Genomic DNA, 15,357 nt, shown 5'->3' on the forward strand with positions numbered 1-15,357 from the left:
AAGAATGTGAAGCTACGGCTACTACGCTACTCCTTTTCTGCAAAAAAAAGGGAGCTTGCGCTCCCTTGATGATTACACTCCCAGCGTCATCAGGCTTGCGTTGCCGCCAGCCGCGGTGGTGTTGACGCACACCGCCCTTTCCGCCACCAGCCGCCACAGGGCGACCGGCTCGCTGGCGCCCGTGTCGACAATGCCGACGATGGCCCCGGGCCGCGCCGCCAGCTTGCTGCGCAGCGAACCGGCCAGGCCGGCTTCCAGCAGCGCGATCTGGAACTCGCTGGCGTCGATTTCATCGTCTCCGATGAAGCGCACGCGCTCCTTGACCAGGGCCGGCAGGTTGGCCGGGATCAAATCCGGCGCGGCCAGCACCAGCGCGCGGTTGCCGTTGGCGAGGCTTGCCGCCAGCTGGTTGAGCAGGCCGGCAGCCGTCTTCGGCGCGCACAGCACGGTGCCGCGCGGCGTGAAGGCCAGGGTATTGCGTTCGCCGGTCGGACCCGGCAGGGCGATCTCGACGCCACTCAAGGAAGTGCGGCCATAGCCTTGCGCCAGCGTTGCGACATCCGCATGGCCGTTGTTGCGCAGCCAGCCGAGCAAGGCATCCAGGCCCGCATCGAAGACACGGCTGTGTTCCATGAGCGGCGCCGCCCGGCGCTGCAGGCGCTTCAGGTAGAGCGGACCGCCGGCCTTCGGGCCGGTGCCCGATTTGCCCTCGCCGCCGAAGGGCTGCACGCCCACGACCGCGCCGACGATGTTGCGGTTCACGTAGATGTTGCCGACATGGGCGCGCGAGACGATGAAGTCGATGGTCTCGTCGATGCGCGAATGCACGCCCAGGGTCAGGCCGTAGCCGGTGGCGTTGATGGTGTCGACCACCTTCGGCAGGTCGGCACGGCGGTAGCGCACGATGTGCAGCACCGGGCCGAAGACTTCATGTTTGAGTTCTGCCATCGAGCCGATTTCCAGCACGGTCGGGGGCACGAAAGTGCCGGCATTGTTCACGCTCTCCGGCAGCTCGAGCGCGAAATGGCTGCGCGCGGTGGCGCGCATGCGTTCGATGTGGGCCAGCAGGTTGCGCTGGGCTTCGCTGTCGATCACCGGGCCGATGTCGGTGGCCAGGCGGTCCGGCGAGCCGACGCGCAGTTCCAGCATCGCGCCCTTGAGCATGGTGACGGTCTTGTCGGCGATGTCTTCCTGCAGGAACAGCACGCGCAGCGCCGAGCAGCGCTGGCCGGCCGAGTCGAAGGCCGAGGACAGCACGTCCTGCACCACCTGCTCCGGCAGCGCCGAGGAATCCACGATCAGCGCGTTCTGGCCGCCGGTTTCGGCCACCAGCGGGATGTCGATGCCTTCCTGTTCGGCGCGCTTGGCGAGGGTACGGTTGATCAGCTGCGCCACTTCGGTGGAGCCGGTGAAGATCACGCCTTTCACACGCGAGTCCGAGGTCAGGGCGGCGCCGACCACTTCGCCGCGGCCCGGCAGCAGCTGCAGCGCGGCGCGCGGGCAGCCGGCTTCCAGGAACAGCTCGACCGCGCGGTGCGCGATCAGCGGGGTCTGCTCGGCTGGCTTGGCCAGCACCACGTTGCCGGCCGCCAGCGCGGCGGCCACCTGGCCGGTGAAGATCGCCAGCGGGAAGTTCCATGGCGAGATACACGTCATGGGACCAAGCGCACCTTCCGCTTTCGATGCGCGGATCTCGACCGCGTAATAGCGCAGGAAGTCGACCGCTTCGCGCAGTTCGGCGATCGCGTTCGGCAGCGATTTACCAGCTTCGCGCACGGCCAGCGCCATCAGTTCGGTGCCGTTCTGTTCGAACAGGTCGGCAGTACGCTCGAGGATCGCGGCACGGGTCTCGACACCTGTCGCTTCCCATTCGCCGGCAAAGGCGGCAGCCGCGGCCAGCGCGGTGTCGACATCGGCGCGCGTGGCTTCCTGCACCTGGCCGACGACGTCGCTCGACATGGCCGGGTTGACGACCTTGGCGGTGTCACTCGCTTCCACCGGGCCGGCGATCAGCGGCATCGCGTTGTGCTGGCGCTGCTTGGCCAGGCCTTCTGCGGTCGTGCTCAAGATGTGTTCGTTGACCAGGTCCAGGCCGCTCGAGTTCTTGCGCTCGGCGCCGAACAGCTGCAGCGGCAGGGCGATGGCCGGGTGCGGCTTGCCGCCGGCGGCGCGCGCCTGCTCGAAAGGATCGGCCAGCAGGGTGTCGATGGCCACCTTCTCGTCCACGATCTGGTTCACGAAAGACGAGTTGGCGCCGTTTTCCAGCAGGCGGCGCACGAGATAGGCCAGCAGGGTTTCGTGCGAGCCGACCGGCGCATAGATGCGGCAGGCCTTGTCCAGCTTGTCCGAGCCGACGACCTGGTCGTACAGGGTCTCGCCCATGCCGTGCAGGCACTGGAATTCGTAGTTCTTGACACCGTCGGCCTTGGCCCAGGTGTAGATCACCGACAGCGAATGCGCATTGTGGGTGGCGAACTGCGGGTAGATGATGTCGCTCGCCGCCAGCAGCTTGCGCGCGCAGGTGAGATACGAGACGTCGGTGTACACCTTGCGGGTGTAGACCGGATAGCCCGGCATGCCGTCGACCTGGGCGCGCTTGATCTCGGCGTCCCAATAGGCGCCCTTCACCAGGCGCACCATGAACTTGCGGCTGCTCCTCTTGGCCAGGTCGACCACGAAGTCGATCACGAAGGGGCAGCGCTTCTGGTAGGCCTGCACCACCAGGCCGATGCCCTCGAAGCCGGCCAGTTCAGGGTCGAAAGCGAGCGACTCCAGCATGTCGAGCGAGATCTCGAGGCGGTCGGCTTCTTCGGCGTCGATGTTGATGCCGATGTTGTACCCCTTGGCCAGCAGGACCAGGCTGCGCACGCGCGGCAGCAGCTCGCCCATCACGCGCGCATACTGCGCGCGGCTGTAGCGTGGGTGCAGGGCCGACAGCTTGATCGAGATGCCCGGGCCGTCCTTGATGCCGCGGCCGTTCGAGGCCTTGCCGATCGCGTGGATCGCGCTCTCGTAGGAGGCGTAGTAGTTCCTGGCGTCCGCTTCGGTGAGTGCGGCTTCGCCCAGCATGTCGTAGGAATAGCGGTAGCCGCGCGTTTCGTTCTCGCGGCTATTCTTGAGGGCTTCCTCGATGGTCTGGCCGGTGACGAACTGGTTGCCCAGCATGCGCATGGCCATGTCGACGCCCTTGCGGATCAGGGGTTCGCCGCCCTTGGCGATCAGGCGGGTAAGCGCCGATCCCAGGTTCTTCTCGCTATTGGTCGTGACCAGCTTGCCGGTGATGAGCAGCCCCCAGGTGGCCGCGTTCACGAACAGCGAAGGCGATTCGCCCAGGTGCTTCTTCCAGTCGCCGCGGCTGATCTTGTCGGCGATGAGGCGGTCGGCGGTTTCGCTGTCCGGGATGCGCAGCAGTGCCTCGGCCAGGCACATCAGCGCCACGCCTTCTTCCGACGACAGCGAGAACTCGTGCATCAGCGCATCCACGCCCGAGGAACGGGTGCGCTTCTCGCGCACGCTCGAGACCAGGCGGTGCGCCAGCATGTAGGCGTCGGCATTGGCGCTTGCCCCCTGGGCCAGCAGCCACTGCACCGCCTCGGTTTCATCGCGGCGGTAGGCGGCGGTGATGGCGTCGCGCAGCGGGGTCTGGTCCTGCTTGACCTCGCGTTGGAGTGCATCGAAGGGAACGAAAGCGGAGGCCAGGGCGGCGTCAATGTGCATGGTGAGTCTTCTAAAAAGGAATCAAACGTAGGCTCGGCGCAGCAAAAAACGCCGCACCGCGAGAATGGCGGCCGGCGTACTGCGCAATACTTTGGAATGATTCGATTGTAGAAGGAAATCTTCTGGATTAATTCTGTTTTTACGACAGACTAGCAAAAGATAGTTTTTGGTGCGACAATCTGACCGAATAATATTTACATGGCAGGAGACCGACCATGCTCGACAAGATCAGTAAGAAAATTCTGGCGGAACTCCAGAACGACGGGCGAATCAGCAACGTCGAGCTGGCGGCGCGTGTCAACCTGTCTCCTGCCGCCTGCCTGGAGCGTGTGCGCAAGCTGCACGAGTCCGGCTACATCATGGGCTACACCGCCCAGCTCAACCCGCAACTGCTGGATGTGTCGCTGCTGGTGTTCATCGAAGTGGTGCTTGATCGTACCACTCCCGAGGTGTTCGATGCATTCAAACAGAGCGTCCAGATGATTCCGGAAGTGCTGGAATGCCACATGGTGGCGGGCGGCTTCGACTACCTGGTCAAGGCGCGCGTCAAGGACATGGCGGCCTACCGGGAATTCCTCGGCAAGACCTTGCTGCAGAAGGGTGTGCGCGAGACGCACACCTATGCGGTGATGGAAGAGGTCAAGAACACGACCAAGCTGCCGATTCGCTGAACATGCGTTGGCCGGCACCGCCGGCCAACGCCGCTTACACGACCTTGCGCGCGCCGGTCTTGGGCGCCGCGCTCTCCGCCATACTTTCCAGGTTCTTGCGCAGCCAGCGGTGCGCCGGGCTGCGGCCGTCGCGCTCGTGCCAGAGCATGTCCAGGTGCACGGCCGGCAGCTGGAAGGGCAGTTCGCGCCAGACCAGCGCATCGGTCATGCCGGTCGAGACCATCAGGTGCTTCGGCAGCACCGTGATCAGGTCCGAGTTCGCCACTACCCGCCCCGCCGTGAAGAACTGGTTCACCGTCAGCAGGATGCGGCGCTCGCGGCCGATCTGGGCCAGCGCTTCGTCGACCAGGCCGTGCGCCCGCCCTGAGAAACTCACCAACAGGTGGTTGGCCTTGCAATAGGTGTCGAGGTCCAGCTTTTCCTTGGCCAGCGGGTGGTCCTTGCGCATCACGCACACGTAGACGCCCGAATACAGGCGCTCATGGCGGATCGGCGAACCCGTCTCGTACGACAGCTGGGCCGCCACGCCCGGGAAGAAGCCCACCGCCAGGTCGATGTCGCCGCGCAGCAGCATCGGCCGCGGTTCGCGCGTGGTCAGCGGCACCATGCGGATGTTCACGCCCGGCGCTTCGCGCTCGATCGAACGCATCAGCGAGGGCAGCCACAGGGCGGCGGTCGCGTCGGCCATCGCCATCCGGAAGGTCGCCTGGGCCTTCGACACGTCGAAGGTTTCCGGCATCACGGCCGCTTCCAGCGCGGCCAGGGCCTGGCGTACCGCCGGCCACAGCGCTTCCGCACGCGGCGTCGGCTTGACGCCGTAGGCGGTACGGATCAGGAGTTCGTCCCCGAGGCTTTCGCGCAGCCGCTTGATCGCGTTCGAGACCGCCGGCTGGGTCATGGCGAGGTGCCCGGCGGCGCGGGTGAGGTTTTGCTCGGTCATCACTGCGTCGAAGACGCGCAGCAGGTTCAGGTCAAGCGTCAGAAAGCTCATGGGAACTGGTTGATGGCAATACGGAAGGTGTTCCCAGTGTACCTCAAGTATTCACAGAATGCATAAGCGTCATCAGTGAACAGAATTAGATTTATATGTTGCATCGCACTATATTGTGCGCAACTGAACAATTTACACATCATGTCCGCCTCGTTGACCCTCATCCAGACCGCCGTTGCCGCCGTTCCCGTCGGCCAGGTCCTCCGCGCCGCCAGCGGCCTTGCGCTGCTGGGTGGCGTTGCCATGTTTTTCCGTCCGCTGCTCGTCGGTATCGGCCGCGCCGCCGTGTTGACCGTGCGCCCGCGCCCGCCGAAAGCCCATCTGGCCAAGCGCCACTGATCCAGTTTTCCTCCGTTTGAACGCGGCCTCCGATCCGGACGCCGCGTTTTTTTTCGTCCGTTCTCCCCGCCTCTCCCGCTTTCCGGGCCATTCCCGCATCGTTGCCGACCATCCGGCGTAGCGCGCCTGGTGACTCTTCGTCACCGAGGTTTTCTCGCAGTTTTGATTTAACAAAGTTCACGAAGAGTCAACAATGGAAAGAAAGAAGATTTTTGCAGGATTGAATAATGGGCGCAAGATAGAAGAAGTTGACTTCGCAATATCGAGAGAAGAAGCAAGATATCCTCAAGCTCGGCATCAAGCGAAGCCTTGCATCGACACGGCCACAAAAGAGCCACTTGGCAGAGATTGGCTGCATAAAGTCAGCATATTGATGAGTGAAGTACGAGGTTCCACACAATTCAATTTCTATTACATGAAATGGATGAGTATTGGTAATAACACGTGCGAAAGTACCCCTGTCCCCGCCCCAGGGCGTTTTACGAGCCCTGCGCAGTAAATTATTTCCGCTCGCAGTTGAGCTGCTCGGAGGACTCTTCGATGATGGACAGGACGGCTTCGGTATCGGTCGGTCTGGACAGTTCTTCGGCCTCGGGATCGGACTTGTTGCGGACGTTGGGCAGGTCGCGCCGCAGTTCTTCCAGCATGCGGATGATCTTGCTGTTCTTTTCTTCCGCCAGCAGGTTGACCTGCAGGTCGAGGTGGGAATGCTGGCTGGCGAGGGTGGACATGCGATTCTGGCGAATCAGCACGGTGGTGGAAATCACGAAGGCATTCAGGGCGATGAGCCCCTGCAGCCAGAAGAATGGCGGCTCGTCCCACTGGTCGAAGCCCAGCTCGGGCGCCGCCAGGTTCCAGGCGATCCAGAGCACGACGAACACCAGGTTGCCGACCACATAGCCCGGGCTGCCGAGGAAGAAGCTGATTCGCTCCACAGCCCGTTGTGCCGGAGACAGGTCCTGGTTATGCCGCGCATAGAATTCCGCCACCGTGCCCAGGTGTTCCTGGAAGGCGGAAGGGAGGGCGTCCTTGCTGTGGTCTGGCGTCTCCATCAAACGAGCATAGCACCGGCGGCGCGCGCCTTGCGTGCGCACGTTACCGGGGACTTACAGGAATAAAAAAGCCGGCAGAACAGCCGGCTCGGGGATCAGGCCTCTGCCTTGGCGGCAGTCAGGCGTTCATATTTCGCGTGCAATTGCTCACGCGTTTCACGCCACTCGGGATTGAGGGGAATGCAGGCGACCGGGCACAGCTCCGCGCAGGTCGGCTGTTCGAAATGGCCGACGCACTCGGTGCACTTGTGCGGGTCGATCTGGTAGAACTCGGCGCCCATCGAGATGGCGTCGTTGGGGCATTCGGGTTCGCAGACGTCGCAGTTGATGCAATCGTCGGTAATCATCAGTGCCATGGTCTTGCTCGTTCCTTGCTGCGGGTTATTGCTGGGTCAGGCCGCCGGCGCCGCCTTGATGGATGCAATCTTCTTCTGCAGCCAGCGGTCCACCGATGGGAAGACGAATTTCGATACGTCGCCGCCCAACATGGCGATCTCGCGCACGATGGTGCCCGAGATAAACTGATATTGGTCGGAAGGGGTCAAAAACAAGGTTTCGACATCGGGAAGCAGGTAACGGTTCATGCCCGCCATCTGGAACTCGTATTCGAAGTCGGACACCGCGCGCAGGCCGCGCACGATCACGCGCGCATCGTGCTGGCGCACGAAATCCTTGAGCAGGCCGGAGAAGCTTTCGACCTGCACGTTCGGATAATGGCCGAGCACTTCATTGGCGATTTCCAGGCGCTCGTCGAGCGAGAAGAAGGGTTTCTTGTTCTTGCTGTCGGCTACACCCACAACCAGGCGGTCGAACAAACCCGATGCACGGCGCACTAAGTCTTCGTGCCCACGCGTGAGCGGATCGAAAGTACCTGGATATACGGCTACAACCATTGCGGCTCCCTGGAGAATCATCCTGAGGGTATGAACATTCCGCCACGGCGGCGTTGCCTCGTCTCGCCGTACTAGCGTACTGTCTTCGACTCGGCGCCTTGCCGTGCCGGTTTTTCACACCCTCGTTGTTAGAACGCGCATTATGCCTGAAAATCCGGCAGCCGCCCCAGCCTGGGGCGGCTTTTGCCCAATCTTTGTGCAGGTTTTGTTGCCGCAGGGTGCGTCAGGTATCGACCTGGTTCAATTTCAGCAGGTAGTAATAGACCATGCCGGCCTTGTCTGCGCGAATCGCATCCCAGCCGGCCAGCCATTCGGGCAGCTCGGCGTCCAGCGGCAAGGCTTCGCCCGTCTCCGCATAGACCAGGCCGCCTTCGTTCAGGATGCCCGGGCACAGCGGCAGGATCTGGGTAAGCAGGCCCAGCTGGTAAGGCGGATCGAGGAAGATCACGTCGAAGCGCTGGCCACGTGCGGCCAGGTCTTTCACCAGCGCCAGCGCGTCGGCGCGCAGCACGTTGACGTTGGCGGCCTTCAGCTTGTCGCGGTTGGCTTCCAGCTGGCGCGTTGCCGCGCCATGGCTGTCGACCATCGTGACCGAGGCGGCGCCGCGGCTGGCCGCTTCGAAGCCGAGGGCGCCGGAGCCGGCAAACAGGTCGAGGAAGCTGGCGCTGTCCCAGTCGCCGCCGAGCTGGTGGTTGATCCAGTTGAAGACGGTTTCGCGCACCCGGTCCGGGGTCGGGCGCAAGCCTTCGGCATCGAGCACCGGCAGCAGGGCGCGCTTCCACGCGCCGCCGATGATGCGCACCTGGCGCGGCGCCAGGCGGGGAGCCCCATGGGCTGGTTTGGAGGGTTTGGAGGACTTCTTTTGCATGGGCGGCACTATAGCATTAGAGCCCTTCCTTTATTTGCCATTCGCCAATGCTTGGAAGTCATTGATCCAGCCCTGCATGCGCTCGTGCGCGTGCTTCTTCTGCGCCGGCGTGGCGATCCGGATCGCGGTGAGCATGAACTTCGTGGTCTGGTCGAGATAATTGTCGTAGAAGACCTTGCGCTCGGGCGACTCGGTGCGGTTGAAGAACTCGCGCTGCATCGCCGTGATCTGGGCTGCGGCCTGCTCCCGATTCGGCTTTTCTTGCTGAAACTTGCGCAGCAGGGAGAGGATGCGGCGCTGGCGCCAGACGCGTTCTTCCAGCCAGATGTCGCTGTCGAGCGGGCGGGCGTCGGACGCCTTGCGCAGGATGGATTCCTGTTCGCTGCTGAAACCGCCGAACCACAGTTCGAGCTGGCTCATGGCTTTCTTGAAGCGCGCACGCTGGCGTTTTTCGGTGCTGCCCTCAATAAATTTCTTGCGATATTCTGCGTTTTTTGAAATGAATTTGCGCTCGATATCGGCGATCTGCTCCGGTTTGATGGACAGTGCGAGCGTGGTCATTTCCGGCACGGCGCGGGCCGCCAGCCGTTCGCCGCGGACACGGATTTCCTTGTAGATGCCGATCAGGTCGGCCTGGGTCGGGTTGCCGGCAAGTTCCTTCTGCATCGTGCCGAGCAGCGCCGCATAGTCGCGCAGCTGGGTCTGGCGGTGCCATTGGAACAGCTTGTCGATGTCGCGCTTGGCAGTGTCGGCCTGCTGTCCTTCCAGATCGGCATAGGAATCCAGCCACCAATACAGTAAGGTATCGCCCTGGTTATAGGTGAAACGCACCGAGCTGCAGCCAGTAACGAAGGCGAACAGTGCGATCAGGTATATGGTCATGGTGCGCCGGAACAAGGTATCCGGCGTGATAAAATTTTTCATATTATCAATTATTTGAGGACGGCTTTATGAACGTTGTAATCCTCGCCGCCGGCATGGGAAAGCGCATGCAATCCGCGCTGCCGAAAGTCTTGCATCCACTGGCGGGGAAACCGCTGTTGCGGCACGTCATCGATACGGCCAGCAGCTTATCGCCGAGTAAATTATGCGTCATTTACGGGCATGGAGGCGCAGCGGTGCCCGAGATGGTGGGCAAGCTGGCCGAGCAGACCGGCACCCGAATCGATACCGCACAGCAAGCGCCGCAGCTCGGCACCGGTCATGCGGTGATGCAGGCCGTGCCCGAGCTGGACGAGAGCGTGCCGACCCTGGTGCTGTACGGCGACGTGCCGCTGACGACCAGCGCGTCGCTCGGCCGTCTGGTCGAGGCCGCCGGTAAGGACAAGCTCGCCATCCTGACGGTCGAGCAGGCCAATCCCTTCGGCCTGGGCCGCATCGTACGCGAGAACGGCAGCATCGTGCGCATCGTCGAAGAAAAGGACGCCAGCGAAGCCGAGCGTGCGATCCGCGAAATCAACAGCGGCATCATGTGCATCCCGACCGTCCACCTCAAGCGCTGGCTGGCGGCGCTGTCGAACAACAATGCCCAGGGCGAGTATTACCTGACCGATATCGTGGCCCAGGCTGTCGCCGATGGCGTGCCAGTGGTGTCGGCCCAGCCTTCCGCCGAATGGGAAGTGGCTGGCGTCAACAGCAAGGTGCAACTGGCCGAGCTCGAGCGCCGCCATCAGCTGAACATCGCCAATGCACTGCTGGAAAAGGGTGTGACCCTGATGGATCCGGCCCGCATCGACGTGCGCGGTGAACTGGTCTGCGGCCGCGATGTCGTGATCGACGTCGGCTGCGTGTTCGAAGGCCGCGTGGAACTGGCGGACGGCGTCACCGTCGGCCCGCATTGCGTGCTGGTGAATGCGAAGATCGGCGCCGACGCCCAGATCAAGCCCTTCTGCCACATCGAGGATGCGGTGGTTGGCGACAAGTCGCAGATCGGTCCCTACGCGCGCCTGCGCCCGGGCACCGAACTGGGCGAAGACGTCCATGTGGGTAACTTTGTCGAGATCAAGAACAGCCAGGTCGCCGCGCACAGCAAGGCCAACCATCTGGCCTACGTGGGCGATGCCACGGTCGGTTCGCGCGTCAACATCGGCGCCGGCACCATTACCTGCAACTACGACGGCGCCAACAAGTTCCGCACCGTGATCGAGGATGACGCCTTCATCGGCAGCGACAGCCAGCTGGTGGCGCCGGTCACGGTGGGCAAAGGCGCAACCCTGGGAGCGGGCACGACGCTGACCAAGGATGCGCCGGCGGGCAAGCTGACCATCTCGCGGCCGAAGCAGATGACGATCGAAGGCTGGTCGCGTCCGGTGAAAACGAAGAAGTAATCCACCGGGTATCGACAGGCTAATCACAGGAAAGGTACAGGAAAAACACAGGCTAATCACATGCTTATCCTGTGGTTCTCCCGGTGTCAATCCACAAACTTATCCACAAGCCTTACACCGCGATCCGGGTGTCGAACTTGGAGCGGTGTGTGGAAAAGTAGGCTTTCACGTTGCGCACATTGGCGTGCGCCGTGAACAGGCGGTGCGCCAGCGCGTGATAGGCCGGCATGTCCGCAACCTGTACGATCAGCACGAAATCCGGCCCGGGGCTGACCCGGTAGCACTGCAGGACCGCGGCGTCCTGCGCCACCAGGGCCTCGAACTCGTCCATGCGCTCGGCGGCCTGCACGTCGAGGGTGATCTCGACGATGGCGCTCAGGCGGGCGCCGACCTTGGCCGGATCCACGATCGCCACCTGGCGTTCGATGACGCCGCTATCGGTCAGCTGTTTCACCCGGCGCAAACAAGTCGGCGGTGAGACGTGTACGAGTTCCGCCAACTCCGCATTCGTATGCGATGCATCAGCCTGCAGTGTATTCAGAATGCGACGATCTAGCTCATCAAGAAGTGGTTGATCTGACATCGAATGAAATAAAAATGAAGAAATCTGTGTGAAATGAAAGAATATTTCGCCATTAAAGGGTCATGAAATAATCTATCAAATCATGCGGAATTCTGAAAGCTTATTTCAACAGTGTTGCTCTACGATTCGTTTCATTGCAAATCTTTCAGATGAGGTCCAACCATGTGCGGTATCGTCGGCGCTGTCGCCAAGCGTAATATCACCCCAGTCCTGCTCGAGGGCCTGAAGCGTCTCGAATACCGGGGCTACGATTCCTGCGGCGTGGCCGTGCACCTGGATGGCAAACTCACCCGTGCGCGCAGCACCTCGCGCGTGGCCGAGCTCGAAGACCAGGTGCGCGAAGCCCATCTGGACGGCTTTACCGGCATCGCCCACACCCGCTGGGCCACCCACGGCGCGCCGGCCTCGCACAATGCGCACCCGCACTTCTCGCCGAGCGAAGACAATGCGCGCATCGCACTTGTCCACAACGGCATCATCGAAAACCACGACGAGCTGCGCAGCGAACTGAAGGGCCTGGGCTACGAGTTCACCAGCCAGACCGACACCGAAGTCATCGCCCACCTGGTCGACCACATGTACAACGGCGACCTGTTCGACACCGTCCAGCAGGCCGTCAAGCGCCTGCACGGCGCCTATGCCATCGCCGTGTTCTCGCGCGAAGAACCGCACCGCGTGGTCGCCGCGCGCCAGGGCTCGCCGCTGATCGTCGGCGTGGGCGAGAACGAGAACTTCGTGGCTTCGGACGCGATGGCGCTGGCCGGCACCACCAACCAGATCATCTACCTCGAAGAAGGCGACGTGGTCGACCTGCAGCTGGCGCGCTACTGGATCGTCGATAGCGAAGGCCGTCCGGTCGAGCGCGAAGTGAAAACCGTGCACGCCCACACCGGCGCAGCCGAGCTGGGCCCGTACCGCCACTACATGCAGAAGGAAATCTTCGAACAGCCGCGCGTCATCGGCGACACCCTCGAGGGCGTCACCGGCATCATGCCGGAACTGTTCGGCGACGGCGCCTATGGCGTGTTCAAGGAAATCGACCGCGTGCTGATCCTGGCCTGCGGCACCAGCTACTACGCCGGCCTGACCGCGAAGTACTGGATCGAATGCATCGCCAAGGTCCCAGTCAACGTCGAGATCGCCAGCGAATACCGCTACCGCGACAGCGTCCCGCACCCGCAGACCCTGGTCGTGACCATCTCGCAGAGCGGCGAGACGGCCGACACCCTGGCCGCGCTGAAGCACGCACGCAGCCTCGGCATGCCGCACACCCTGACCATCTGCAACGTCTCCACCAGCGCCATGGTGCGCGAGTGCAAGCTGGCCTACATCACCCGTGCCGGCGTCGAAGTGGGCGTGGCCTCGACCAAGGCCTTCACCACCCAGCTAGCCGCGCTGTTCCTCCTGACGCTGACCCTGGCGCAAGTGAACGGCCGCCTGAGCGACGCGGAAGAAGCCGAGCACCTCAAGATGATGCGCCACCTGCCGGTCGCGCTGGGCTCGGTGCTGGCGCTGGAGCCGCAGATCATGGCCTGGGCCGAAGAATTCGCGCGCAAGGAAAACGCGTTGTTCCTGGGCCGCGGCATGCACTATCCGATCGCCCTGGAAGGCGCACTGAAGCTCAAGGAAATCTCCTACATCCACGCCGAAGCCTACCCGGCGGGCGAGCTGAAGCACGGCCCGCTGGCGCTGGTGACCGAAGAGATGCCGGTGGTCACGATCGCACCGAACGATGCGTTGCTGGAAAAGCTGAAGTCGAACATGCAGGAAGTGCGCGCCCGCGGCGGCCAGCTGTACGTGTTCGCCGACGTCGACTCGCGCATCACCTCGGGCGACGGCCTGCACGTGATCCGCCTGCCGGAGCACTACGGCGACCTGTCGCCGATCCTGCACGTGGCCGCGCTGCAGCTGCTGGCTTATCACACGGCACTGGCACGTGGGACCGATGTGGACAAGCCGCGTAACCTGGCGAAGTCGGTGACGGTGGAATAAGCAAGGCCGCTTATTTTTCCGGCATCATCGCCGGCGAACGGTGGCTCGTGATGAGCCACTTCGCACCAGCAACGGCGTCGCTCAAGCCGCCGTTGCCGCCGGATCCGGGGGAGTTGGGAAGCGTTCCTGAAGAATCCGCCGATATCCTTCATCCAGCGGCACTACCTGTCCCGTGCGTTGCCATGACTGCGACGACGCTGCAAAGCCGTGCTCATACGACCATTGCGCAACACGCAGTGTCGTCGGCTCATCGCAGACGAATTGCCCCTCCAGCTCCCTTTTCAGGGTGGCGCCCTGCACGACGTTCCTGTTTCGCCATCTCTCCAGGTGCTCGATCGCGGCCAGGAGGTCGCGCTTGTCACCGTTGCACCTTCTGTGTGCCAGCACAAAATTATGGCCGAGGTCGCGCGGGTATCGGGACCAGGCAATGAAATGGTCGACCTCGCCCATCTCGCCAAGTCGTCGCTGGCAATAGAAGCAGGTATCGCCTTGCAGGTCCTTGAGGATCGGTTTCACCAGTGCCAGCGATGCCCGGTCCGTTCCGAACAAGACTTCTTCGAGGTCGTCGCGATCGCCAAGCAGGGCAGCGTTCTTGGGGTTGCTGCGAATATGGCTGGTCCAGGCAGCACGGATGAGCTGTTGCAGCAGGCCATGAAAGCGCCGCAGGTTGAACATCACGCCCGGCAACAGCCTGATAAAGGGACCAGCGCCCGGAATATAGAGAAAGCGGCTTTCCTGGCGCCGCAAGATCTGCAGCCGCCAGAGCGGCATCTCTTTCAATAGCCTGACCGTTTCCCTGACTGCCACCCGCCATTCTTGAGAAGCGCGCGCCATGGGCAAGGTCCCATGACGGCCACGGATATCCTGCAACAGGACGATGACGGCGGCCTGCCTGCCTTTGTTCTGGATGAGTACGCCGCCCTCGTCGTTTGCCCGATAGGGAACGACTTGTCGCCAATACACTTCCAGGAACTTGTCCGCGATCTGGGAGTGAAACAGATCGAGCGTATCCCCGCTATCGGTGCCGAATTCGATTGCCAGTTCGGTTATCGCATGCAGCAGGGCGTACTTGTAGGTAGCAACGAATTCCCCTTCCTCGAACAGGCGCTGGATATGGTCGAGGAAAACCAGCTGCTCATGCGGTGACGGCGGCGGCAGCACTTAGGGATTGCTCCAGTAATCGGCTTTTTCCGGAATGACCCATCTGACTCCGCCGCGCGGGTCCGCTACGTCGGCAGCAAAGCGCGGGATGAGATGCATGTGCAAATGGGGAACCGTCTGCCCGGCTGCAGCGCCATCGTTGATGCCGATGTTGTAGCCCGCCGGATGGAGCTCGGCCTTCAAGCCCGATGCGGCCTTGTCCAGGAGGCTCAGCATTGCGCTTCGTTCTTCCGATGTGATCTCGAAAAACGATGCCACGTGGCGCTTTGGAATGATTAATGTGTGCCCGGGCGAGATGGGATAAGCGTCCCGGATCGTCATCGCCAATGCGTTGCTGTCGATGATTCGCTCTTGAGGGAGTGAGCAGAAAACGCAAGACGTCAAAGTGGACATGGATGTGCAGGGGCATAGGGAGGTGTTCCTATACTACCCCGCAATTTTTCTCGTTAGCAAGATAATCGTCGGCCGGCCAAACCATGAGCAAAAGTGTAACAAAATGTGTATGGTTCTGCTTTTCCAGTCCTGCGACCGTGCTTCACGAAGATACGCGTGAGCGGACGAAGAATGCCATGCGTTACTCCTCATCTGCCTGTCGCCATCCTGCCTGCAGAGCGAAACAACGGCCAGACCCTCATGCAGAAAGTTGCACTAAAGATTGTTAATAGTCGGCAAAATGTGTTCTTTTTTGGGTTATCTGTACGCTTCTTGCAGGCGCACGCAAGCGGGAATTCGGTTGACTTCCCAATTGAACAAACTTATCGTA

14 protein-coding genes are annotated in these 15,357 nt (G+C 62.2%); 4 read left to right on the forward strand and 10 right to left on the reverse strand.

All coding sequences use genetic code 11. The features are described 5' to 3' along the window. Positions 1-72 precede the first annotated feature (72 nt). Complete coding sequence (gene putA / locus B2R83_RS18920; RefSeq protein WP_292044164.1) at positions 73-3,717, reverse strand: trifunctional transcriptional regulator/proline dehydrogenase/L-glutamate gamma-semialdehyde dehydrogenase; 3,645 nt, start codon at positions 3,715-3,717, stop codon at positions 73-75. 215 nt (positions 3,718-3,932) lie between these two features. Between putA and B2R83_RS18925 the strand changes: the two genes are divergently transcribed. Further along, on the forward strand, positions 3,933-4,388 hold the full coding sequence (locus tag B2R83_RS18925; protein ID WP_005664065.1) for an Lrp/AsnC ligand binding domain-containing protein: 456 nt from the start codon (positions 3,933-3,935) through the stop codon (positions 4,386-4,388). Between the two features lie 34 nt (positions 4,389-4,422). Here B2R83_RS18925 and B2R83_RS18930 read toward each other — a convergent pair whose 3' ends face one another. Then, complete coding sequence (locus B2R83_RS18930) at positions 4,423-5,379, reverse strand: LysR family transcriptional regulator (RefSeq protein ID WP_027864665.1); 957 nt, start codon at positions 5,377-5,379, stop codon at positions 4,423-4,425. 141 nt (positions 5,380-5,520) lie between these two features. Here B2R83_RS18930 and B2R83_RS18935 point away from each other — a divergent pair, with 141 nt between their 5' ends. Next, on the forward strand, positions 5,521-5,718 hold the full coding sequence (locus tag B2R83_RS18935) for a hypothetical protein (protein ID WP_036216849.1): 198 nt from the start codon (positions 5,521-5,523) through the stop codon (positions 5,716-5,718). Positions 5,719-6,218: 500 nt separating this feature from the next. Here the strand turns inward: B2R83_RS18935 and B2R83_RS18940 are convergent, their stop codons facing one another. The 5 genes from B2R83_RS18940 to B2R83_RS18960 form a co-directional block, all read right to left on the reverse strand. Further along, positions 6,219-6,770, reverse strand: coding sequence for a DUF1003 domain-containing protein (locus tag B2R83_RS18940; RefSeq protein ID WP_051997045.1), 552 nt, complete (start codon positions 6,768-6,770; stop codon positions 6,219-6,221). Positions 6,771-6,865: 95 nt separating this feature from the next. After that, entirely contained in the window at positions 6,866-7,126 is a 261-nt protein-coding gene (locus B2R83_RS18945) for a YfhL family 4Fe-4S dicluster ferredoxin (protein WP_036216851.1), read from the reverse strand. Between the two features lie 36 nt (positions 7,127-7,162). Beyond that, positions 7,163-7,663 carry a pantetheine-phosphate adenylyltransferase gene (coaD, locus tag B2R83_RS18950; protein WP_036216852.1) on the reverse strand — a complete coding sequence of 167 codons (501 nt, stop codon included), beginning with the start codon at positions 7,661-7,663 and terminating at the stop codon, positions 7,163-7,165. Positions 7,664-7,886: 223 nt separating this feature from the next. Then, positions 7,887-8,531 (reverse strand): 16S rRNA (guanine(966)-N(2))-methyltransferase RsmD, encoded by a 645-nt coding sequence (gene rsmD, locus B2R83_RS18955; RefSeq protein WP_292044165.1) that lies wholly within the window; start codon positions 8,529-8,531, stop codon positions 7,887-7,889. A 30-nt stretch (positions 8,532-8,561) separates the two neighbouring features. Next, positions 8,562-9,455 carry a DUF6279 family lipoprotein gene (locus B2R83_RS18960; protein ID WP_292044166.1) on the reverse strand — a complete coding sequence of 298 codons (894 nt, stop codon included), beginning with the start codon at positions 9,453-9,455 and terminating at the stop codon, positions 8,562-8,564. Positions 9,456-9,481: 26 nt separating this feature from the next. Here B2R83_RS18960 and glmU point away from each other — a divergent pair, with 26 nt between their 5' ends. Next, a complete protein-coding gene (gene glmU, locus B2R83_RS18965) occupies positions 9,482-10,858 on the forward strand; it encodes a bifunctional UDP-N-acetylglucosamine diphosphorylase/glucosamine-1-phosphate N-acetyltransferase GlmU (RefSeq protein ID WP_292044167.1) in 1,377 nt (458 codons plus the stop codon). A 112-nt stretch (positions 10,859-10,970) separates the two neighbouring features. Here glmU and B2R83_RS18970 read toward each other — a convergent pair whose 3' ends face one another. Further along, positions 10,971-11,441: an Lrp/AsnC family transcriptional regulator gene (locus tag B2R83_RS18970; protein ID WP_027864671.1), complete on the reverse strand. Its 471-nt coding sequence runs from the start codon at positions 11,439-11,441 to the stop codon at positions 10,971-10,973. A 162-nt stretch (positions 11,442-11,603) separates the two neighbouring features. On the opposite strand from B2R83_RS18970, the gene glmS reads away from it, so the two are divergent. Next, positions 11,604-13,433 (forward strand): glutamine--fructose-6-phosphate transaminase (isomerizing), encoded by a 1,830-nt coding sequence (gene glmS / locus B2R83_RS18975; protein WP_292044168.1) that lies wholly within the window; start codon positions 11,604-11,606, stop codon positions 13,431-13,433. Between the two features lie 81 nt (positions 13,434-13,514). On the opposite strand, the gene B2R83_RS18980 is transcribed toward glmS, so the two are convergent. Next, a complete protein-coding gene (locus tag B2R83_RS18980) occupies positions 13,515-14,594 on the reverse strand; it encodes an HNH endonuclease (RefSeq protein ID WP_051997046.1) in 1,080 nt (359 codons plus the stop codon). Next, a complete protein-coding gene (locus tag B2R83_RS18985) occupies positions 14,595-14,987 on the reverse strand; it encodes an HIT family protein (RefSeq protein WP_292044169.1) in 393 nt (130 codons plus the stop codon). Positions 14,988-15,357 lie beyond the last annotated feature (370 nt).

It is taken from the genome of Massilia sp. UBA6681, from assembly GCF_002454935.1.
Classification (GTDB): Bacteria; Pseudomonadota; Gammaproteobacteria; order Burkholderiales; family Burkholderiaceae_D; genus Telluria; species Telluria varians.